Raw genomic sequence first — 21,734 nt, 5'->3', positions numbered from 1 at the left:
CAATTATTAGCTATGCATTGCATTAATAGTCACCACCAGCGTACTCATCATCGCTTGCCCATGTGCACTTGGTCTAGCAACGCCAATGTCAATTATTGCGGGTGTTGCTCGCGCTGCAGAATACGGCGCTCTAATACGCGATGCCGAAGCCTTACAACAAGCTAGCAACCTAGACACCTTAGTTTTCGATAAAACCGGAACATTGACCTAGGTAAACCTGAAGTCACAGAAGTTCATACTTTTAATCAATTTGAACAATCCCAAGTACTAGCCATTGCTGGCGCCCTTGAGCAAGGTGCTAATCATCCATTAGCGAAAAGCGTTGGGTTATCGTTACCAGAGGTAAATCAGTTCCGCACTTTAGCCGGCGCCGGAGTGAAAGGTGAAATCGACAATAAAACAATTTTGTTAGGCACCCAGACCCTGATGTCACAATACTCGATTAGCCGCCAACAAGTTGATCAATTAATTGCTAAACAAGCCAGTAATGGGATCACTCCGGTCTTACTGGCCATTGATAATCAATTAGCTGCTTTATTTTCAATTCGAGATCCACTACAAGAAACCGCCATTAGCGCTTTACAACGGCTACATAAGCAAAAATATCAATTGATCATGTTAACCGGTGATAATCCAATCACTGCCAATGCCATTGCTAAAGAATTGGGAATCGACCAAGTGTTTGCCGGTGTATTGCCCGATAAAAAAGCAGCCGTCATCGCACAACTACAAAAGAGTGGTCATAAAGTTGCCATGATTGGTGATGGCATTAATGACACCCCTTCTCTAGCTCGTGCTGATATTGGTATTGCCATGGGGAGCGGTAGTGATATTGCAATTGAAACAGGCGCTATCACGTTAATCAATCATAACTTACATAGTGTTGGTGATGCTGTGCAAATTGCCCAAGGGACTTTGCGTAATATGAAACAAAATCTGTTTGGTGCATTTATTTACAACACTTTAGGCATCCCCATCGCAGCAGGTCTAATTTATCCATTTACTGGAACCTTACTTAATCCGGTTATTGCTAGTGTCGCTATGGCATTGTCATCAATTACTGTCGTTAGTAATGCAAATCGTTTATTGCGATTTAAACCTAAGTAATAAATTATCATCGACCAGTTAACAAAACGGTGACTAAAACTCAGTTACCGTTTTTTATAAAGCATAGAAAATCTTGTACTCAATAATTAAAAACAGCTAACCTATTAATAAACTGGCATGAGCAATTTTTGTGTTAAGGGGAGAAATGAAGAATGGTAGAGCCTGTATTATCTAGGCTAAAAAAATATTTGATTGCCAATAAGACTAAACATTATCCTTATCCTGCTTATGATGTTAGCCTGGCCGGAAATATTCATCTGCATCTCGTTGGTAGTATTCATATGGCCAGCAAAAATATGTTCCCGCTACCTCAAACTCTAATAAACAAACTCAATCAATGCGATGCTTTGATTGTTGAAGCCGACATTACTGATACCGTGCCTCCCTTAGCTAACAATCCTGATATCCCTTGCCCACCGGTCAAACAACGGCTTTCACCTTCACTATATCTGAAATTTAAACATTATTGCCAAGAAATCAAACTGCACTACGAACAATTAGATGGTCTTGCTGACTGGCAAATTGCGTTGTTCTTACAAGCCAATCAAGCGCAGAGACTAGGATTATTTCCTCAATACGGGATAGATTATCAACTGCTGCAAGTTGCACAGCAACAGCAGAAACCGATCATTGAACTAGAAGGTGCCGCCTCTCAAATCGAGCTCCTCATGAATTTACCTAATAACGGGCAATCTTTATTGGAAGATACCTTGACATATTGGCGCTCTAATGCTCGTTCGCTACAGATAATGTTGAGTTGGTGGATAAACTTCAAACCTGAGCTGAATTTAAAATTACCGAGAACCTTTCGTGATGTTGTTTATCAGTTATTAATGCAAGAACGTAATTTATTATGGTGTCAAAAGCTAAAAAAATTGTCAGCGGGTCATTATGTTTTGGCCGTTGGCGCTTTACATTTATATGGCGACAACAATCTTGCTAACTTATTTAAACAACAAATCGATTAATTCAATTCCAGTTTTTATTTAAGCGAGATTGCCAATCAAAATAATAAAATGGCAATTTAACCACCCGCTATAACATTACCTAAAAATAAGGTTTTTATATGACCCCCGCTATTAACTTATTGCAAAAAAACAGAATCAAATATGTGCTACATAGCTATAAACATGATGCTCATCTACATCATTTCGGTCAAGAGGCGGTGGAAAAATTGGCGCTTGATGCCAGGCAAGTATTTAAAACGCTACTGGTAGCGTTAAATGGAAATAGCAAACATCTCATCGTTGCTATCACACCAGTATCTGGACAACTTAATTTAAAACGCGTTGCCAGCACATTTAACGCCAAAAAAGCAGAAATGGTTGACCCTCAAATCGCCCAAAAAATAACAGGCTATTTATTAGGCGGAATTAGCCCATTAGGACAAAAAAAATGTCTGCCAACCATTATTGATGAACAAGCCAAGCAATTTGCCACTATTTATATTTCAGGCGGAAAAAGAGGGCTGGAAATAGAGCTTGATCCCAACGATTTAGCTCATTTATTAAATGCAATTTTTGCCAATATAAAAAGTGATAAATAATACCGGGTTAATCAATGATTAATAATTTCTCTACCGGGCGCATAATCATTAACTTTTAACGACGCATGTTTTTCAATAAAATGCTTTAATACCACAGTGTCCACCAATCCTGAATTGACATAATTTGGATGATGGCTGATTTTCGGGTAACCATCACCACCAAAAGCAATAAAATCTAGTGTTGCCATCCGATAATGCTTTTTAATATCTAGTGGCTGACCGGCTATTTTAATATCTGTAATCGTGCCATCTTTATGACGAATTAAACTAATATTATAGAATTGGGCATAAGCCCCCGACCCTGGCGTCATACTACAACGGCTGCCAAATAATTTTTCACTTCCTGACCATTAAAATCAACATAGGCTACATGATTAGCAAAAGGTAAAACCTTAAATACTTGTCGATAACTGATCTCACCTCGTTCAATAGAATTACGGATCATGCCACTGCTCATAATGGCAAAGTCGGCATTTACACGTTCCACTTGGGACACTAAAATCAGACGTGCCAAATTAGTTTACTCAAAACGTATTTTGTTGCGGGAACCTTGTAATCGACCATCAACGAAACCTAATTTCATATCTAATTGTTGACGGCCTTTTGTCTGAAACGGAGAAAGTAATTTTACCATATCAACATCGGGCGGAATTTCTCGTGTATAAAGAGTTAACTCTGTCGAACCATCTTCATTAAACCGTTTCTTTTTTAAATTAATAGGAATAAGTCGATAACGGATTAAAATAAATTTGCCATTTTTAAATTCAAAATCAGCCCGCCCAACATATTTTCCCCATTCATGAGCTTGCACAATCCAAGTTCCATTTTGGCGATCTGGGATACATAATGTACCAGGCACATAATCAACTTGTTTGTAATTTGTCCTGCTGACGGACATACAAACAGGATCTTGAGAATGACCGCCCACTATCATATCCAAATATCCAGTCGTTAAACTACGCACCATTTCAACATCACCAGGAGCATTAGAACCATGTTCACCATTGTTATAATGTCCCATATGCGTCGCTGCAATAACGATATCGGGCTTTTCATTAGCACGTAAAGATTGGATCACCGTTTTTGCTTCATTGATAGGGGAACGGAATTCTATATCGGAAAATATCCCTGGGTTACCTAACTTAACACTACCGTCGGTAGTTAAACCAATAACGGCAATTTTAATGCCCTGTTTATTAAAAATAAGATAGGGTTTGAATAATCTCTGGCCAGTACTAGTTTGATAAATATTGGCTGACAAAAAAGGAAAAGTTGCCCATTGTTGTTTGCGTAAGATCGCCAAAGGTTTATCAAACTCATGATTACCAATTGCCATTGCGTCATAACCAATCATATTCATGCCTTTAATATCTGGTTTAGCATCTTGCAAATCGGATTCAGGCACACCTGTGTTAATATATCCACCGGAAAGCAGTAAAACAATTCCCCCTTTTTTTTGCAACTTCATGGCGAATTTCTGCAACTAATGTTTTTTGCGCTGCTAACCCATATTCTCCGTTTTTGTTATGCCAAAAATGACCATGATGATCATTGGTATGTAATATTGTGATAGAGTAAGTTTTATCTTTTTGCCATGCAATTGCGGTTGGACTTAATAACAACCATAAAAATAACATTATCCCACCCTGGGAAGTCTTAAGCGACAATCGCATATCTATCTCCACACCATTAAAAATTTATACCCTCTGTATTTCATCAAATAATTTATTTTATATCCTGTAAAAATAAGTCTCTATTGCTAAAGGAATAGTGGATAATGATTATTTTAGTTCAGTTAATTCACTGAAAAAATAATCAATCAATTCATTTTGATTTTTGCAAATTTTTTTATTTTACGAGCATAAATAACTACTATACTTGTTATTTGATACATCATTTTACTAATTATATCCAAAATGTAAAAGTATCAACCTAATGATTCTATTGCTGAGATGATTGATAAATATCCTTTGCATTAACCTTTGGAGACAATTGACATCGTTTCAGCAGTTAAAATTATATTACACAGAAAGTGTATTGAATTAATTAATTAATTAATTAATTAATTAATTAATTCAACCTGGATTTTTTATTATTATCATTTTTTGACCACATCATTACCAAATAAGAATAAAAAAAGAATATAGTTTATAATATAATACATTATAGTTATAATAGTTAATATGGTTATTTACTTGGCATTTTTATTTTTTATAACGTAATTTTTTAGTCTATAGCAGATAAAATAAGTTTGAATTCTACATGACGTATTTTGTCATCCCAAAAAGAAGAGATTTAATGGATCATTCAGCATCATCCCTCATCACAGCAATTGTTGGTGATTTAGCTTTTGCCTATCTATTTGGTATAATTGCACAACGGCTAAGAATATCACCGTTAGTCGGCTATTTATTGGCCGGTGTTCTTATTGGTCCATTTACGCCAGGTTTTGTTGCAAATACAAATTTAGCCAGTGAACTCGCCGAAATTGGTGTTATATTATTGATGTTTGGTGTTGGCTTACATTTTTCCTTAAAAGATCTTTTAGCCGTAAAATCGATTGCTATTCCTGGTGCTATCGCTCAAATAATTACTGCCACCTTATTAGGTCTTGGGTTAGCCATGCTATTTGGTTGGGGTATATTTGCTGGTATCGTTTTTGGTCTTTGTCTCTCAACAGCCAGTACTGTAGTGCTATTAAGAGCATTAGAAGAACGTCAACTGATCGATAGTAAACGAGGCCGAATTGCCATTAGCTGGCTGATTGTCGAAGATTTAGTCATGGTCTTGACCCTGGTATTGCTGCCAGCAATTGCCGGTATTCTCGATAGTAATAATACCAGTTTTAGTGAGCTCGCCATTAAATTAACCATTACCGTTGGTAAAGTGGCTATTTTTATCATCATTACCCTTTTCATCGGTCGCCAACTTATTCCATGGATACTAGCCCGTACTGCGGCAACCGGTTCTCGTGAATTATTCACACTAGCTGTTTTAGTTCTAGCACTCGGTATTGCCTATGCCGCGGTAACTCTATTTAATGCTTCTTTTGCCCTTGGCGCATTTTTCGCCGGTATGATCCTAAATGAATCTGAATTAAGTCATCGAGCTGCACAAGATACACTACCTTTGCGAGATGCATTTGCAGTTCTGTTTTTTGTATCGGTTGGTATGCTTCTAGACCCTATCATATTAATAGAACATCCACTCGCGGTATTGGCGGTTTTAGCAATTATTACTATTGGTAAATCACTCACCGCATTACTGTTAGTGAGACTATTTTGTCATAGCCGCCGAACCGCCTTAACTATCGCAATAAGCCTGGCACAAATCGGTGAATTCTCTTTCATCCTGGCCGGAATGGGAATAACTCTCAATGTATTTGATAGTCAAGCGCCAAACTTGGTTTTAGCTGGTGCTATCGTATCTATTATGATTAATCCATTACTATTTAGCTTACTTGACCGTTATCTGAAAAAAACCGAAACAACAGAGGAAGAATTATTAAATGAAACGCAGGAAGAAGTCGCACAAATTCCTGTCGATATTTGCGGTCATGCAATTATTGTTGGTTATGGTCGTGTTGGTACTATTCTGGCTGAAAAATTACGCCAAAAAGATATCCCGATTGTCGTTATCGAAAATACACGCGCCCGATTTGAAGAATTAGCTAAAAATGGCTTCCGTTCACTAATTGGCAATGCCGTAAATAAAGCACTAATGAAGCTGGCTCGCATAGATTGTGCCCAAACACTATTAGTCACCGTTCCAAATGGTTATGAAGCTGGACAAATTATTGAAAAGGCTAGGTCATTAAACCCTAATATCACTATTATTGTTCGTGCCCACTATGATGATGAAGTTAGATATATTCGTGAACGTGGCCCAAATCACATCGTTGTTGGTGAACATGAAATAGCCAAAACCATGGCACATTTCCTGTCTAAAAAGAAAACAGTAGGCTGTACCATTAATAATAATGACGATAATTTATTATCAGGCACTAAAGATTTAGATAAATACTTAAAACCTGATGCTTCTAACTAGCCGATAAAAATAAATCAGGGGAAATATTGGCTTTCTCCTGATTTTATTTAATTACCTTTCCCAGTAAGATTCCTCTAAACTATCTTCTTTTTCAGGCAAACTTCGCGTTAAACGTGGTGAATGTTGAATAAGTGCCTGATAACTTACTCTATTAGCATATTTACACCTGTGCTAAGGAAGAATATGTCAGGTAGGGCAAAAAATGTTTTGTTGAATTAGGTATATTTAAACGATGAAAACGATTGGCGGTAATATCGTGTAATAAAGCAGACAGTGCGCCATCACCAACTCCATTGATATTCATGATTTTTTCTGGCCCACCCATATAAGGCTCAATATGTGAATAGATCCTAAAAGGAAACTGACACTCTTTTTTCCTCATCGCCCGGCTAAATTCATAACGATTAAATTGCTCAATTGCGCCAGACAATAGAGGATGCTGTGTTTCTCTTTTATAGGTTGATTCGGTATAACCAGCCATGTAGAGTCCATCAGCACCGGCGGTACAAAGCACCAGATCAACCCAATCAAGCACTTTATCGGCAGCTAATAAGGGATCTTTGCCACAACAGAAACATATTTAGCGAGAAAATCTTGCCAAAAGGAGGGATCCATCGGCAATAACAAATTTAGTGCCCAATGTCAGTACCACCGGCGCATTATGTTTTTTAGCATATTCTATTGCTTACATTGTTGCGGCAGGCATCGGTTCACCAGGTTGGCAGCGGACAAGATAAGCAGTAATAACCAGTGCTAATGTCTCTGCAATAATTTGCTCTGGAATACTATCAGGACGCAATTGGTTCATTAACCTTGGACTACTTGCTAATGTTCGTTCACCATTTTCCGTAATTAAGGTAAAACAGCGACCAATCGGACCATCAACACCCTGTAAATAATTTAAATCCATCCGGCTCGAAGTATGGCATAAATAACGATAGGCATAGCTACCAATTTGAATGTTATTACACATCGTACCAATAGCACAGATCTATCATCAGCTAATAACGAGTAATTATGTAAAGTATTCCCTATCGTGCCACCAGCAAATTCATGACTAATAAGATTGCGCTCCGTTAACTCACGATAAAGGGCTTCAGCAGTAGTCTCTTAAATAACGAGTGAGTACCCCTGACTAAGTTGATAACGCTGAATAAAATCATCATCAACTTTTGCTTCAATATCAACCAAAGTTTGATCTATACCAACTATATATGCATGATCACTGTCACTATTGATTAACTCTTGATTGGATAATAAGGGATCTCGGAGACTAACAGGAAAATAGTGCTTGGACTTACGTTGACCAGGGAATTTCATAATAGGTAGATTAGTAATAACGAAAGGAGCGAGTCTAACATAACTAACATCATTGAGCAGCAGGAAAATTACCTGCCGCTTATATAAAATTATTTCATCAGACTTGTTGCTTTCGGCTATTTATCATATGACGTAATAAAACATAAACACAACCCAAAATTAAACCGGCTAGTCCAGCTAATACAACCATATACATTTGCTTGGGTGCCTGTTTAGCAAGCGGTAAAGTTGGCTTTTGTATATATTTCACCGGCTGGAACCAAATATCTTTAGTGTTTAACGTCTGTAATTGTTGGCTATTTAAAAGTTCAGGATCTAATGGTAGCTGATCATTATCCTGTTCAATCATAGCTAACTTTTTAGCTAAAGCTTCTGAACCTAATGCAATAGGGTAATCTAAATCATCTTGAATAAAGTTATGAGTAGTTGAAACCGGTTTTTTAACTCCAACAGATTGAGCCATTGTTAACGAATTCTTCAGCCGCTGAGCCGCGACCCGATTAGCATTTTTTAATGCCGTCAACTTAATAGCATATTTACCTTTAGCATAAACAATTTGTTGTACTATTTTTTCATTTAACTCGGCTTTAATTCCCTGCCGTACACTAGAACCAACATAACGCAGATAACCAGACAATAAATTCTGGGCATCTTGAGCAGTTGCCGCAGAAAATTCTACGCTTGCTTCTATGGCTGCGTAATCTCATCTACATTATTATTTGCATGTTTACTAAAAATGACTCTACCAACAGTAATATTATTTATCATATCACGTAAAATCTGCTGTTCTCTCTCTAAGGATTGTGACTCTGTTGATTTAACTAACTGCTGAAAATAGTCGCTACTTTTCAGAAAATTTTCCTGTAACAACTGAGAACGATAAGTATCAAGAAATTTTGCATAAACTTGCTCAACATCGATATTTGTTTCAACATCCATGACTCTTAATTGACTAAGGAACTAATTCAGCTTAAACGTTTCTTGAGCGGTAGGTTGAACAATCATGGCTTTGCTTGCCCATTTTTGTGGTAAAAATAACGATCAACAAAAAGCGGCTGCGGACAATACGGCAACAAAAATCGCAATCAACAATTTAGATTGATAAAGAATAGAAAAAAGTTCAAATAAATCAATTTCATCATCTTGTTTCGTATCCGCAGAATAAAAAGAGGGGTCGAGTTCTGTAGTTGCCCCTAATAATGGTCTATTTGTCATAGTTTATAGCTTCTAACAGTTATATTGTTAATAATTAATTATAAATGTTTATATATTTCTATCTTATACAGAGTTGAATAACTAAATAATTATCTTTAATCTAGAAAATTTTAGCCATAATATTCTATATTGCCAACTTTAATAAAACAAACAACTCATATTTATCAATGATGTTTTTATTTTTGCAATCACTATATTTTCAACTAATTAGCACACTAAAATAATTAAATAAAATTTAACAAAATACTAATTATTATAATAATATAAAGTAAATAATAAAAAATTACTTAAAATATACTAAATATCATAAAAATTATTTAATATTTTATACAATAAATAATTAATATTACTGACTTAAATATAGATTTTTATAAGCATTAATTAAAATTAATTATTTAAAACAATTAGTTATATCGATAAATTTAAATATGTAATAGCATTACAATAACTAAAATAACTTTTAATTTTAGCTAGATTTCCATTTAAATAATGGCTAAATCTCTGACTAATTCAGCCATTAACATAATATGACTCTCAGAGGCATTAAGCGCAGGTATATAATGATATTTTTCGCCACCAGCAGCATAAAATAATTTCTTATTCTGCTCAGCAATCTCTTCTAGAGTTTCCAAACAGTCCACCGAAAAACCTGGGCACAACAGCTGAACATGTTTTATTCCATGCTTTGCCAACCTTTTTAAGGTAATGTCTGTATAAGGTGTAAGCCAAGGCTCACGGCCAAAGCGTGACTGATAAGTCATGATGATTTTATCAGCAGGGAAATTAATTAATTTACTGAGTAAACGGGTTGTCAGGTCGCATTCCTGCGGATAAATATCACCTGTTTCTGCGTACCGTTTAGGAATACCATGATAAGAAAGCAATAATCGATCTGGTTTACCATAGCGTTCAAAACTTAACTCCACCGACCTTTTTAATGCATCAATATAAGAAGGGTGAGCAGCATAACTACGAATAAAGTTAAGCCCGGGTATCGTTCGATATTTTTTTAACGCTCGGCTAATCGCATCAAAAACTGCCGCTGTGGTTGAACAAGAATATTGTGGATAAAGCGGTAATACAATAATATTTTCAACCTGCTGAATTAATAGTTTATCAATTGCTTCGGCAATAGCAGGCGAACCATAACTCATACCTAATTCCACAGGAATATCGGGCAGCTGTTTTGCCAGCGCAGCCTGCTGTTGCAAACTATAATTTAGCAATGGGGAACCAGCTTCGGTCCAAATTGACCGATATAATTTAGCTACTCTTGACGAGCGTATTGGTAAAATAACCAAATGTAATAGCGGCGTCCAAATTATCCTCGAAATATCAATAACTCTTACATCACTAAGAAATTCTGCCAAAAAACGTTTCACTGCTGTAGGCGTTGGTGCATCAGGCGTCCCTAAATTAACTAATAAAACACCATACTTCTTAATGCTCATGCCACTTGGCTCCATTTTATTTATCGCTAATTATTTATAACTTTATCATAACTTATTAAATATTTTTATTTCCACTAATTAGCCATAAATAAAAAAGTAGGCACCCAAATTGGATGCCTATTTTATCAACTAACAACTAACCTAAAATGTTAGCCAGCTCTTCACTGACTTCAGTAACCTTACGGGTACCATCCAATTTAAAGTACTTAGTATGACCAGCAGCAGCTTCTTGACGATAATAAGCAATTAAAGGCTCAGTTAACTGATGATATTCCACTAATCGCTTGCGGACCGTTTCTTCTTGATCATCTTTGCGAATACTTAATTCTTCACCGGTAATATCATCTCTGTTTGCTATTTTCGGTGGGTTAAATTTAATATGATAAATACGCTCCGAAGGCGTATGAACTCGACGACCAACAATGCGTTCAACAATAATTTCATCTGGTACATCAAACTCCAACACATAATCCACCGCAATACCCGCATTTTTCATTGCGTCTGCTTGTGGGATAGTGCGAGGAAATCCATCTAGTAAGAAACCGTTTCGGCAATCATCCTGAGCTATACGCTGTTTAACTAAAGCAATAACTAATTCATCAGTAACAAGCTTACCATTATCCATTAATTCTTTCGCTTGTAGACCCAACTCTGAACCCGCCTTTACGGCAGCACGTAGCATATCACCGGTAGAAATTTGTGGAATACCATACTTTTCCATGATGAATTGTGCCTGAGTCCCCTTACCTGCGCCTGGCGCGCCGAGCAAAATAATACGCATTGCGTAAACCCCTTGCTATTTCATTTTTATAATTTGAAAAAAAAGTTACCTTATCATTAGGCATACCTATAACTCAAGAAAACAGATAACCATTGAATAATCAAATTATTTTCGTTAAAAAAACAAACCATGTCTTAAAATAACTAAAACGTGGTTTTCTGAACAACTTGGTTTATTAAATAAATTTTAGCCCAAAAGCAACTTATTCATACGGCGAATAAATTGATTAGGATCTTCTAGGCTACCTTGTTCAACAAACAACGCCTGATCTAATAATACCTCTATCCACTCAGAAAATAAGCCATCATCAGCTAGCTCTGTCACTTTTTTAATTAATGGATGCTCAGGATTAAGTTCAAAATTATATTTTACTTCCGCCGCTGATTGACCCACTGCAGCAAAAAGTTTTGCCATCTGAGTACTCATATCATTCGCATCGGTCGTCACGATTGCCGGCGTGTCTGTTAAACGGTGTGTTAACTTCACTTCCTTCACCCGCTCGCCTAATAATTTTTTTACCCGCTCAACGAAAGGCTCCAGTTTTTTATCTGTCTCTTTTTGCTCTTTCTTATCTTCATCAGCCAGTTTTTCTAGTGACTCATCTGTCTTACTAACAGATTGAAAGGATTTGCCTTCAAACTCTGGCAAATAGTTCATCATCCACTCATCAATCCGATCAGATAATAATAAAACTTCAATCCCTTTTTTGCGGAATAGTTCTAAATGCGGGCTATTTTTCGCAGCGGCATAACTATCTGCAGTAATGTAATAGAATCTTTTCCTGCCCTTCAATCATACGACTAACATAATCTTCTAAAGAAACATTCTGTAAATTACTCTCATTTTGCGTTGATGCAAAACGTAATAATTTAGTAATCGCTTCTTTATTAGTTGTATCTTCCGCAGGCCCCTCTTTCAGCACTAGTCCAAATTCCTGCCAGAATTGTTGATACTGTTCAGGTTCACTTTTGGCTAATTTTTCCAACATTTGCAATGCACGTTTGGTTAATGCATTGCGCAAACTACGGGTAATATCACTATCTTGTAAAATTTCGCGCGAAACATTTAATGGTAAGTCATTGGAGTCAACTAACCCACGGACAAAACGTAAGTAATTTGGCATAAATTGCTCTGCTTCATCCATAATAAAAACACGATGAACATAAAGCTTTAAACCATGTTTATTATCACGATTCCATAAATCAAAAGGCGCTTTAGTCGGTATATAAAGTAGGCTGATATATTCTTGTTTACCCTCTACCCGATTATGACTCCATATTAAAGGATCCGCATAATCATGGGAAACATGCTTATAAAATTCTTTATATTCTTCAGCCATAATATCGTTTTTGTTACGTGTCCATAGCGCCTGGGCTTTATTAATTTTTTCCCAAATAACAGTATCATCTTCTTCGTTCTTAGCTTCAATTTCCACTGGCAGAGCAATATGATCTGAATATTCGCTGATCACTGAACGTAAACGCCAGTTATCTAAGAATTCCGTTTGGTCTTCACGTAAATGTAAGGTAATTTCAGTACCACGCTCTGCTTTTTCAATATCAGCAACAGTATATTCACCCTCACCCTGAGATTGCCAGAAAACCCCTTTATCGGCGGCCACGCCCGCTGCCCGAGTACGCACTGTCACTTTATCTGCAACAATAAAAGCTGAATAGAAACCAACACCAAACTGACCGATTAATGGGCTATCTTTCGCTTGTTCGTTGCCTAAAGACTGTAAAAAAGCCTTGGTACCAGATTTAGCAATCGTCCCTAAATTATCAATAACATCTTCGCGCGCCATGCCAATGCCGTTATCACTAATTGTTAAGGTTTTTTTGTCTTTATCAATAGCAATTCTAACTCTTAAATCACCGTCATTTTCATAAAGATCAGATTGTGATAGTGCTTTAAAACGTAATTTATCCACTGCATCAGATGCGTTTGAAATCAGCTCGCGTAGAAAGATTTCTTTATTGGAATAAAGAGAATGGATCATCAATTGCAATAACTGTTTTACTTCTGATTGAAATCCAAGAGTTTCTTGTCCTTTCATACTCATTAAATAGCCTCAATTTTAGAATAATTTTATTAGGTTGAATGGTTATGAAACTCAGATGGGGATATAACTTGAAAATTTCAAGTTCACGGTCGTGAAAAGCGTGCTTGATAGCCGATATGATTAACTTTTTCACAAAAAAATAAGCAGAGTCTTTAACCTCTGCATATGTTTATTTTATATTACGCTTATACTATCAATAATTAATTTTCTGACGGCCAATAATTGAATGTAATAGCGTGGTTCCGTCAACCATTTCAAGCTCACCGCCAACAGGAATGCCATGAGCAATACGACTGGCCATCACCCCATATTGAACACATATGCCAGCAATATAATTAGCGGTTGCTTCCCCTTCAATTGTTGGATTGGTCGCCAGGATCACTTCTGATACCGTCTCAATCGCGAGTTTATCGGCTAAGCTTTCCAGGCCGATATCCTTAGGTCCAACACCATCTAATGGCGACAAATGCCCCATTAAAACAAAATAACGCCCAGCAAACTGCCCTGTTTGTTCAATTGCATAAATATCAGCCGGACTTTCAACTACACATATTTGGCCAGTTTGTTGACGTCTCGGATTAGTACAAATAGAACAGTGATCTTTTTCAGTAAATGTTCGACAACCCTGACAATGGCCAATTTCCGACATTGCACGTGTCAATGACTGAGCCAACTCCATGCCACCACTACGATTGCGTTGCAGAAGATGGAAAGCCATACGTTGTGCTGATTTTGGTCCTACACCAGGTAAACAGCGTAGCGCTTCCATTAAAGATTCAAGAAGGGGGCTCGTTTGCATCAAAATGGCATCTTAAAGCCTGGAGGTAATTGCATGCCATTAGATACATTGGTCATTTTTTCTTTTTGGGCTTCTTCTATACAACGCGCAGCATCATTAAATGCAGCAGCAATAAGATCCTCTAACATATCTTTGTCATCTGCCATTAAACTAGGATCAATTTCAATCCGACGACAATTATGCGCGCCATTAATGGTTACTTTAACAAGACCTGCACCCGATTCGCCGGTAACCTCCATGTTAGCAATCTCTTCTTGAACTTTTTGCATCTTTTCTTGCATTTGCTGAGCCTGTTTCATCAGGTTACCCAGCCCACCTTTACCAAACATAATATTCTCTCTTTCTGATCTGTTACAAAAATAGATTTTAACATTGCAACATTATACTTAAAGGTATGCATTCGGCTACACCGGCCGAATGCTTTCTTCATCTAACTGCGCATCAAACAGCGTGCGCAAAGTCTGAATCGTTTTATCCACTATAATAGATTGACGGGCCTGTGCTAGCTTCTCTTCATAAATTACCTGCCGCCATTCCAAAGGTGTCTTGACGGCTGAATTATCATCTTCAATGATAACCAGTTTTATCGGCTTACCATATAACTCACTCAAGGCTTTTGTTAATGTTTTATGCGCCGGTTCAGTATTCAAATGCCGTTGCGTTGAGCGTAAATGTAAACAAATTTCCGTTTCATTTAACGCTTCCTTATAAGCATTTAACGCAAGTTGTTCTATCAATTTTGGCATTTTTAACTGACAAATTTCTGCCGACCAGTGGTCACGTTCTCGAGCTTCAAGCGCAATTTTATTGGCAAGTTCCGGCGTCCTTTCATATTCCAATGCTTGTTTAATATTGCCAGGCGTGGTTACTCGCTCTACTTTTTGTTCAGAAACATTTTGCGGGCGCCATTGATAAGATTTACCCTTTTTATTTTTTTCATTTTTATTAGCTGTTTTAGGCTGATTTAAAACAGAGAGCTGATGCTGTGCCGAAAGGGTAGCTAACCTTTCTAAAGCCGACATCGCTAGTGGCGTTTTTGTCTTTGGTGATGCTGTTTCAGACTTTTTTAACGGCGTTTTCTCTTGCGCTTTATTTAGCGATGCTTTTGCTTGCAATAATTGCAATGTAGGCGTACTAATTAATTTTTCATCCGATGAGCTTGTTGCTTTATTGATGATTTTTTTTTTATCTTTTAAGTTAACAGAAATATCGACATGATTATCAATATCATTGGCTATAGTAGTTGTTTCAGAGAGACTTGGTGATGACACCAATGGAATTTCAATATCATTAACAGACTTAGGATGAAATGCTAATGCACGTAACAATGTCATCTCAACTCCCATTCGCCTTTCTGGCGCATAGGGAAGCTCTTTACGTCCGACTAACAAGGTTTGATAATAGAGCTGTAAATCCGTTGGCTTAATCAAGCGCGCAAGTAAACATAGACGCTCGTCTATGGGTGATGCAGTATCTTGCATCTCCATAGATAAAAGCTGGATCATCGCAATACGATGAATTAATGACAACATTTCAATCAATACGCTTTCCCAGTCACCGCCTCGCAAAGCAATATCTTCTACTAAAGCCATCATTTTTGGACCATCAGCATGCACAATCGCTTCAATGATCGCTAGCGGCTGTTCATCATCTAATATGCCTAGCATTTGGCTAACTGAATCTGCCGATACTTGCCCTTGCCCCATAGCAATAGCTTGATCGGTTAAACTTAATGCATCACGTAAACTACCTTCGGCAGCTCTAGCGATTAATTGGCGGGCACGTTTATCACTCGATATTTGCTCAGCCGCTAAAATACGTTCAAGTTGACTGCTTATTTGGTCAATATCAAGTGATCTTAAATGAAATTGAAGGCAACGTGATAAAACCGTTATCGGTAATTTCTGTGGATCTGTCGTTGCTAATAGAAATTTCACATGTTCTGGTGGTTCTTCCAGCGTCTTGAGTAAAGCATTAAAGCTATGACGAGATAGCATATGAACTTCGTCGATTAAGTACACTTTAAATCGACCGCGTGCCGGTGCATACTGGACATTATCTAGTAGCTCGCGGGTATCCTCAACTTTAGTACGCGAAGCGGCATCAATTTCAATCAAATCAACAAATCGCCCATCCGCTATCTCTAGGCAGTTAGCACATTTACCACAAGGGTTTTGACTTATCCCTACCTCACAGTTAAGCCCTTTCGCAAACAGCCGCGCAATGGTCGTTTTTCCAACTCCACGTGTACCAGAAAATAAGTAGGCATGATGGAGCCGCTGCTGATGCAAACCATTTGCCAGCGCGATCAAAACATGTTGTTGCCCAACAACATCGGTAAATGTTTGTGGGCGCCATTTACGGGCAAGTACCTGGTAGCTCATGATTCCTATTAGACGTTAAGTATATAGATTCGCCAACCTATCGCTGTTCGCTAGTCAGCACATTTTCTAGAAAATTTTGCGCATTAACTCCCTGGGAATTCAACCAAATTAAAACAATTGACCCCTTGCTTTTTTAAACGTTCGATACCACCCAAGTCAGGCAAACAGATAATAAATGCCGCTTCATTAACTTTACCACCAAGCTGCCGGATCAAGCGTACTGTCGCTTCAATCGTTCCACCTGTAGCGAGTAAATCATCAACAACTAAAACATTGTCTTTGGCTGAAATACTATCTTTATGGATCTCTAGTGCATCGGTACCATATTCTAGCTCATAATTTTGTCGTAATGTGGCACGCGGTAATTTTCCTTCTTTACGCACTGGTACAAATCCTACACCTAAACGCAAAGCAAGCGGCGCCCCAAATAGAAATCCTCTCGCTTCAGTGCCAACAATTTTAGTAATACCTTTATTTTTATAATGCTCAACGAGTAGATCAATTGTGGCCTGATAAGCGTCCGGATTATCCAATAAGGTTGTAATATCACGAAACAATACACCTGGTATTGGATAATCAGGAATTGTTTCAATACTATCTTTTATAAATTGTATTTTTTTTTCATTAACCATCATAATTATCATCATGGATAAAATAATCAAACGCTACAATCTATGAAAACTATTATAAAAATGCAATAACTAGCTTACCAATATGCGCGTTTTTACTGTAAGAAGTCAAATCGCAATCACATATTTTATTATTATGGCTTAACATATGAAAACACAAAAGTTGCTAAACGCGCTTGAAGAGCAAATTGATGCATTGGCAGAAAAAATAAAACCAATTGCACACTGTTCTTTTATAACATTACGTTTTGATCAAAAATTATTTCATCGAAAAAGCCATCAATTAAGCGAATGTTTATTTGAAATTAAGCAACATTTTAATCAATTAAAACATTCGGTTATTACGTCACGTTCAGAACAAGTTACTTTTTTGACAGAAAAAATCATTGCCCAAATTAGTGCTATAACGCGAGAATCTGCAACCCAAACTTTAAGAGAACAAGAAAGTCAACATAGCCAAAAAGAAAAAACCATAGATCTTTACGAACGTTTAGTTCAACATCAAGATTATGAACGCCGCCTAATCGCAATGATAAATGATCGAGAGCAAAAATTAGATAAACAGCAGTCATACGTTGCTTGCCCGAAGCTGCAACAAGAAATAGCTGCATTAACTGGAAGATTAGTGAGATGCCGTCAGGCTCTTTCACGCATAGAAAGGGCAATTGAACGCTATGAAACTCAAAGTATTGAATAAAAAATAATATAGGTGATATTTAATGAATTCAGAGAATGCTCCAATAGAAATCCAAGTTGCCATTGATTTTATTTATATTCTAGAAATTAATCAAATAGAACCCACTATCGCACTCAAAGCACTTGATATTGTAAAAAAGATTATGAGAATAAAGAAGCCATTTTATTACTTGCCAATGCAACTAAAAAGCGTTGATAAAAATAATTCAATGATTATTCCGCAAAATTATCTCGATTATTTTTATCCTGCTGTTTCGAACGCTTTTCGCCACCTAGCGTACGCTCAACTTCTTGCACAGAATCACCTTTGCTATTATGAAGGTGAACTTCTAACTGATTAAAAGCAATATTGATATTTTGTTCTCGACATAAGCGATCAATCAGTCGATTCACTTCGTCCAAGGTTGTGCTTCTATCCGCTATCTGGCGAACATAAAAACGTAATTCATGATTAAGAGTACTGTCGCCAAAATCAGTAAAAAATACTAATGGCGTAGGATCTGACATGATCTTATTATTACTTTGCGCTGCCTGTAATAAAATCGCCTTCACTTTATCAAGATCAGAACCATAAGCAACGCCTAGCTTGATAATAATACGGGTAATAGTATCTGTTAACGACCAATTTATTAAACGTTCAGTCACAAATGCTTTGTTGGGAATAATGACTTCTTTGCGATCAAAATCAGTTATGTTGGTTGCTCGAATACGAATTTTACTCACTGTGCCTGAAAAATTACCAATCGTAACGGTATCACCAATTCTGACCGGCCGTTCAAACAGAATAATAATACCGGAAACAAAGTTGGCAAAAATTTCTTGTAGACCAAAACCTAAACCAAATGTTAATGCTGCCGCTAGCCACTGTAACTTATTCCAGGTAACACCTAACATTGCTAATACAATAATTGTACCAATACCGATGATAATATAGGTCAGCATCGTGGTGATCGCATAGCTTGATCCCTGCCGCAGCTTAAGCCGGGACAATACTAAAACCTCTAACAAACCTGGTAGATTTCGTGTCATCACTAAAGCGACAATAAAAATAATAATGGCCAAAATTAAATCAGCGAGGGTAACTGCTTGTAAAGTATGACCAGCCTCATTTTGTACATTCGTATGCCAAAGTTGAATACCATCTAAAAATGAGAAAATAGTAGTGAAATCTGACCAAATCCAATAAAAAGCGACGATAAAGATCAAAAACAATACCATAGTGGTTAAACGTAGAGATTGTTGACTAATCAATTCAATTGACATTGGTGGTTCGGTGATCGGTTCATTTTCTTGTTCTTCTCGCGTCATATTATGACGACGCTCTAACGTCCTTTTATAAGCAAGCTTGCGCGCTGCAATCGATAATCCACGAATACAACTATGGTAAATAATATACCAAAGGAGTAATAAATAGAGACTATCAATCCAACGACTTGAAAGCCGAAGAGTAGTGTAATAATAACCGACCATCATTAAACCAATTAGCACTAATGGAGAAAAAGCCAGTATGATAATAACAATCGTGCGAATTAAATGCCCACCTTTTAGTTGCCAGATCCGACGGCAAAACGGCAAAGTAAATAGAAAAACTAAAAACAGGAATATTAGAACAATCAATTGTCCAATGACATCATCCGCCAACCGCAAAGGATACATGACGCCATAACTTGACCAATAAATCAACACAATCAACGGCTGCATCAAATTTATCAAATGTTGGCGTAACCAGGTATTCTCTTTTTTAGCAATTAAAAAATGATTTTCTGCAATACCATCAGGCTTAAGAATATTAATACCCCAGCTAAATAAAACCCAAAATAAAGCCAATTGCAGGGCAAAACTCCAAACAAAATCACCATGAGGATTACCTGTTTTTAAAAACCAGTAACCGACAACGAGTACAATAAAAGCACCAGGAAACGTCATCATTAGGGTTAAAATTAACGCTACAGGGGTATGTAATTGACTATCTTTTTTGAAGACTCTAACTTCCTCATTGATTTCTTTTAAACGCTGTTTAAACTTGCGATTCATCCAAAAAAAGAACAGACAAGCCAACAAAAGAGGAATCGTGACAACAGAAGAGTGAATTAAGCCTTTGACTATGCTAACTAATGGTAATTTAAAATTAAAAGTAGTGATTTCAGCTTTCGCCGCATCAGGAAAAGAAGTTAGCCATGTCAGATCAATCGGTTTATTACTATTCACCCAAAAAATTTGCTGAGCTAATGTCTGTTCTAAAGAATCAATGACACCCAGTAATTGTTGTTGATCTAACTGTAAATTAATCGCCTGAGAAATCTGATTACCCAGTTGAATATTTAACTGATCTAAAAGGTCACGGCGTATATCAATCAGTGACTCCAAAGCCCGCCAGATTTCCTTCGAAAGTGGCATGGTCTTAGTCTTATCTACCATTGAGTCATTTATTGTATCGGCCAACTTATTAATATAATTAGAAGACTGATATAACTGATCACGCTCTTGGTTAATATCAAACTGTTCCAGCCGTAAATCGGCAATTAAGGTGGGCAGATTTTTTGTCAGTATATTCAGTGGCAAATTAATCTGTTTTTGAAAAAGGATGCGTGAAAGTAATAGACTTCCTCGTAAAACAGTAATTTGCTCTTTTAAATTACTCTCTACTTGTATGGCTCTTTCTAGCCAAGATTTAATCCTTATTCCTTTTTGTACTAATTGGTTACTATCTTGAGTTACTGAGATCAAACGTTCACTCAGTGCTTTATTAATCGCTTTTTCATGTTTAATTACCGGATATTCTTCCACTTCCTGACTATTTATTGTTGAGCGTTGAGCTTCTTTAGCGGTTTCCTCAGAATAATTTAAGCGTTTACTATTAATAGTAGCCTGAATATATTGTATATCACTTTGAATTAACTCAAGATAAGTTGCTGTATAATCACGTTGCTTCTGTAGCACATCCTGTAATTGAGTATTAGCTTGTAATGCGTGTTGTTGAAATTTATTTTGCTGCTGCAGGTATAATTGTTTCACTTGTAATAATACTTGCAAAGAAGGCCGAATATCGTCATTGGAAGAAAAATCATTATTTAATTGGTAACGAATATCTTGTAGCCGCCGAGCATTTTCTAGCATTATATTCATTGCTCGCTCTGGCTGGGTTTGTAATGCAACTAAGTTGTTATTAATATTGGCCAGATTTTCCTGCTGGTTTTGTAATATTTCTAATTTATTTTTTAACTGGCTCTCTAGTTGCGATAACGATAAATGCTGATATTCAATTTTAGTCTGCTCACTTTGTTGTTGCTCACGTTTAATTCTAGCTAAATTATCAAGTGCATATCGCGCTTCTCTTGGTGCTTGCATCACTCTTTTTTGCATTAATTCAGCTTGTTTTTCTAATCCAGCTAATTCATCATAAAATTGGATGGCTTTTTTGTAGTCAGATAAAGCTAGCGTTTCATACGCAGTTAAATTGCTACGATTACTTAAGGCATTTAATTGGTTTTGAATATTTTGTCTTGAAGTTAAATTGGTTAAGGTAGCACTCTCAATTAACGTTGCATTAAAAAGAAAGAATAAACCACAAGATAAGGACAAGAAAGAAACTAACCACTGGCAATATGTTCTGCTTTGCAACCTTCGACTAAATGAAAACATAGTAGTATCCACTAAGTTAGATTAAAAATAAGAAAACAGTTAAAAATCTCTCCTT

General features: G+C 36.8%; 15 protein-coding genes and 5 pseudogenes. 6 read left to right on the top strand and 14 right to left on the bottom strand.

Going from position 1 to position 21,734, the window contains the following annotated elements:
- Nucleotides 1-10 precede the first annotated feature (10 nt).
- The 3 genes and pseudogenes from AC01GB_RS11220 to ybaK form a co-directional block, all read left to right on the top strand.
- Nucleotides 11-1,107 (top strand): annotated as a pseudogene (locus tag AC01GB_RS11220) (heavy metal translocating P-type ATPase); the annotation flags it as partial.
- Nucleotides 1,108-1,259: 152 nt separating this feature from the next.
- Entirely contained in the window at nt 1,260-2,075 is an 816-nt protein-coding gene (locus AC01GB_RS11215) for a TraB/GumN family protein (protein ID WP_474451865.1), read from the top strand.
- A 98-nt stretch (nt 2,076-2,173) separates the two neighbouring features.
- Nucleotides 2,174-2,653, top strand: a complete 480-nt coding sequence (gene ybaK, locus AC01GB_RS11210) for a Cys-tRNA(Pro)/Cys-tRNA(Cys) deacylase YbaK (protein ID WP_474451864.1) — start codon at nt 2,174-2,176, stop codon at nt 2,651-2,653.
- Nucleotides 2,654-2,664: 11 nt separating this feature from the next.
- Here ybaK and ushA read toward each other — a convergent pair.
- Nucleotides 2,665-4,326, bottom strand: a pseudogene (ushA, locus tag AC01GB_RS11205) (bifunctional UDP-sugar hydrolase/5'-nucleotidase UshA).
- Nucleotides 4,327-4,951: 625 nt separating this feature from the next.
- Between ushA and ybaL the strand changes: the two are divergent.
- Nucleotides 4,952-6,700 carry a YbaL family putative K(+) efflux transporter gene (ybaL, locus tag AC01GB_RS11200; protein WP_474451863.1) on the top strand — a complete coding sequence of 583 codons (1,749 nt, stop codon included), beginning with the start codon at nt 4,952-4,954 and terminating at the stop codon, nt 6,698-6,700.
- A 51-nt stretch (nt 6,701-6,751) separates the two neighbouring features.
- On the opposite strand, the pseudogene AC01GB_RS11195 reads toward ybaL, so the two are convergent.
- The 12 genes and pseudogenes from AC01GB_RS11195 to apt form a co-directional block, all read right to left on the bottom strand.
- Nucleotides 6,752-7,762, bottom strand: a pseudogene (locus tag AC01GB_RS11195) (inosine/guanosine kinase).
- A 48-nt stretch (nt 7,763-7,810) separates the two neighbouring features.
- Nucleotides 7,811-8,020, bottom strand: coding sequence for a hypothetical protein (locus tag AC01GB_RS11190; RefSeq protein WP_474451862.1), 210 nt, complete (start codon nt 8,018-8,020; stop codon nt 7,811-7,813).
- A gap of 97 nt (nt 8,021-8,117) precedes the next feature.
- Nucleotides 8,118-8,657, bottom strand: coding sequence for a hypothetical protein (locus tag AC01GB_RS11185; RefSeq protein ID WP_474451861.1), 540 nt, complete (start codon nt 8,655-8,657; stop codon nt 8,118-8,120).
- Between the two features lie 50 nt (nt 8,658-8,707).
- Complete coding sequence (locus AC01GB_RS11180) at nt 8,708-8,959, bottom strand: hypothetical protein (protein ID WP_474451860.1); 252 nt, start codon at nt 8,957-8,959, stop codon at nt 8,708-8,710.
- Nucleotides 8,960-9,061: 102 nt separating this feature from the next.
- Nucleotides 9,062-9,235 carry a hypothetical protein gene (locus AC01GB_RS11175; protein ID WP_474451859.1) on the bottom strand — a complete coding sequence of 58 codons (174 nt, stop codon included), beginning with the start codon at nt 9,233-9,235 and terminating at the stop codon, nt 9,062-9,064.
- 482 nt (nt 9,236-9,717) lie between these two features.
- Entirely contained in the window at nt 9,718-10,686 is a 969-nt protein-coding gene (gene hemH / locus AC01GB_RS11170; RefSeq protein ID WP_474451858.1) for a ferrochelatase, read from the bottom strand.
- A gap of 136 nt (nt 10,687-10,822) precedes the next feature.
- Nucleotides 10,823-11,467 carry an adenylate kinase gene (gene adk, locus AC01GB_RS11165; protein ID WP_474451857.1) on the bottom strand — a complete coding sequence of 215 codons (645 nt, stop codon included), beginning with the start codon at nt 11,465-11,467 and terminating at the stop codon, nt 10,823-10,825.
- A gap of 186 nt (nt 11,468-11,653) precedes the next feature.
- Nucleotides 11,654-13,523, bottom strand: a pseudogene (htpG, locus tag AC01GB_RS11160) (molecular chaperone HtpG).
- Nucleotides 13,524-13,722: 199 nt separating this feature from the next.
- Complete coding sequence (gene recR, locus AC01GB_RS11155; RefSeq protein ID WP_474451856.1) at nt 13,723-14,328, bottom strand: recombination mediator RecR; 606 nt, start codon at nt 14,326-14,328, stop codon at nt 13,723-13,725.
- The gene (locus AC01GB_RS11150; RefSeq protein ID WP_474451855.1) at nt 14,328-14,657 is read right to left on the bottom strand and encodes a YbaB/EbfC family nucleoid-associated protein; all 330 of its coding nucleotides are present in this window, start codon (nt 14,655-14,657) and stop codon (nt 14,328-14,330) included. Before AC01GB_RS11150 ends, recR begins: the two co-directional genes overlap by 1 nt.
- Before the next feature lie 75 nt (nt 14,658-14,732).
- Nucleotides 14,733-16,712, bottom strand: coding sequence for a DNA polymerase III subunit gamma/tau (gene dnaX / locus AC01GB_RS11145; RefSeq protein WP_474451854.1), 1,980 nt, complete (start codon nt 16,710-16,712; stop codon nt 14,733-14,735).
- 83 nt (nt 16,713-16,795) lie between these two features.
- Nucleotides 16,796-17,347: an adenine phosphoribosyltransferase gene (gene apt / locus AC01GB_RS11140; protein ID WP_310511907.1), complete on the bottom strand. Its 552-nt coding sequence runs from the start codon at nt 17,345-17,347 to the stop codon at nt 16,796-16,798.
- Between the two features lie 142 nt (nt 17,348-17,489).
- On the opposite strand from apt, the gene priC reads away from it, so the two are divergent.
- Nucleotides 17,490-18,038 (top strand): primosomal replication protein PriC, encoded by a 549-nt coding sequence (gene priC, locus AC01GB_RS11135; RefSeq protein ID WP_474451853.1) that lies wholly within the window; start codon nt 17,490-17,492, stop codon nt 18,036-18,038.
- Nucleotides 18,039-18,060: 22 nt separating this feature from the next.
- Nucleotides 18,061-18,165, top strand: a pseudogene (locus AC01GB_RS11130) (DUF2496 domain-containing protein); the annotation flags it as partial.
- A gap of 85 nt (nt 18,166-18,250) precedes the next feature.
- Here AC01GB_RS11130 and mscK read toward each other — a convergent pair.
- Nucleotides 18,251-21,679: a mechanosensitive channel MscK gene (gene mscK, locus AC01GB_RS11125; RefSeq protein ID WP_474451852.1), complete on the bottom strand. Its 3,429-nt coding sequence runs from the start codon at nt 21,677-21,679 to the stop codon at nt 18,251-18,253.
- Between the last annotated feature and the right edge of the window lie 55 nt (nt 21,680-21,734).

The sequence above is a fragment of the Candidatus Arsenophonus phytopathogenicus genome (assembly GCF_056113345.1).
Note: the sequence above shows the minus strand (reverse complement) of the source record. Positions and strands in the feature narration are given on the sequence as shown.

Coding starts and splice junctions, on each gene's coding strand:
- AC01GB_RS11215 (WP_474451865.1), top strand. CDS start 1,260: ATGGTAGAGCCTGTATTATCTAGGCTAAAAAAATATTTGATTGCCAAT.
- ybaK (WP_474451864.1), top strand. CDS start 2,174: ATGACCCCCGCTATTAACTTATTGCAAAAAAACAGAATCAAATATGTG.
- ybaL (WP_474451863.1), top strand. CDS start 4,952: ATGGATCATTCAGCATCATCCCTCATCACAGCAATTGTTGGTGATTTA.
- AC01GB_RS11190 (WP_474451862.1), bottom strand. CDS start 8,020: ATGAAATTCCCTGGTCAACGTAAGTCCAAGCACTATTTTCCTGTTAGT.
- AC01GB_RS11180 (WP_474451860.1), bottom strand. CDS start 8,959: ATGGATGTTGAAACAAATATCGATGTTGAGCAAGTTTATGCAAAATTT.
- AC01GB_RS11175 (WP_474451859.1), bottom strand. CDS start 9,235: ATGACAAATAGACCATTATTAGGGGCAACTACAGAACTCGACCCCTCT.
- hemH (WP_474451858.1), bottom strand. CDS start 10,686: ATGAGCATTAAGAAGTATGGTGTTTTATTAGTTAATTTAGGGACGCCT.
- adk (WP_474451857.1), bottom strand. CDS start 11,467: ATGCGTATTATTTTGCTCGGCGCGCCAGGCGCAGGTAAGGGGACTCAG.
- recR (WP_474451856.1), bottom strand. CDS start 14,328: ATGCAAACGAGCCCCCTTCTTGAATCTTTAATGGAAGCGCTACGCTGT.
- AC01GB_RS11150 (WP_474451855.1), bottom strand. CDS start 14,657: ATGTTTGGTAAAGGTGGGCTGGGTAACCTGATGAAACAGGCTCAGCAA.
- dnaX (WP_474451854.1), bottom strand. CDS start 16,712: ATGAGCTACCAGGTACTTGCCCGTAAATGGCGCCCACAAACATTTACC.
- apt (WP_310511907.1), bottom strand. CDS start 17,347: ATGATGGTTAATGAAAAAAAAATACAATTTATAAAAGATAGTATTGAA.
- priC (WP_474451853.1), top strand. CDS start 17,490: ATGAAAACACAAAAGTTGCTAAACGCGCTTGAAGAGCAAATTGATGCA.
- mscK (WP_474451852.1), bottom strand. CDS start 21,679: ATGTTTTCATTTAGTCGAAGGTTGCAAAGCAGAACATATTGCCAGTGG.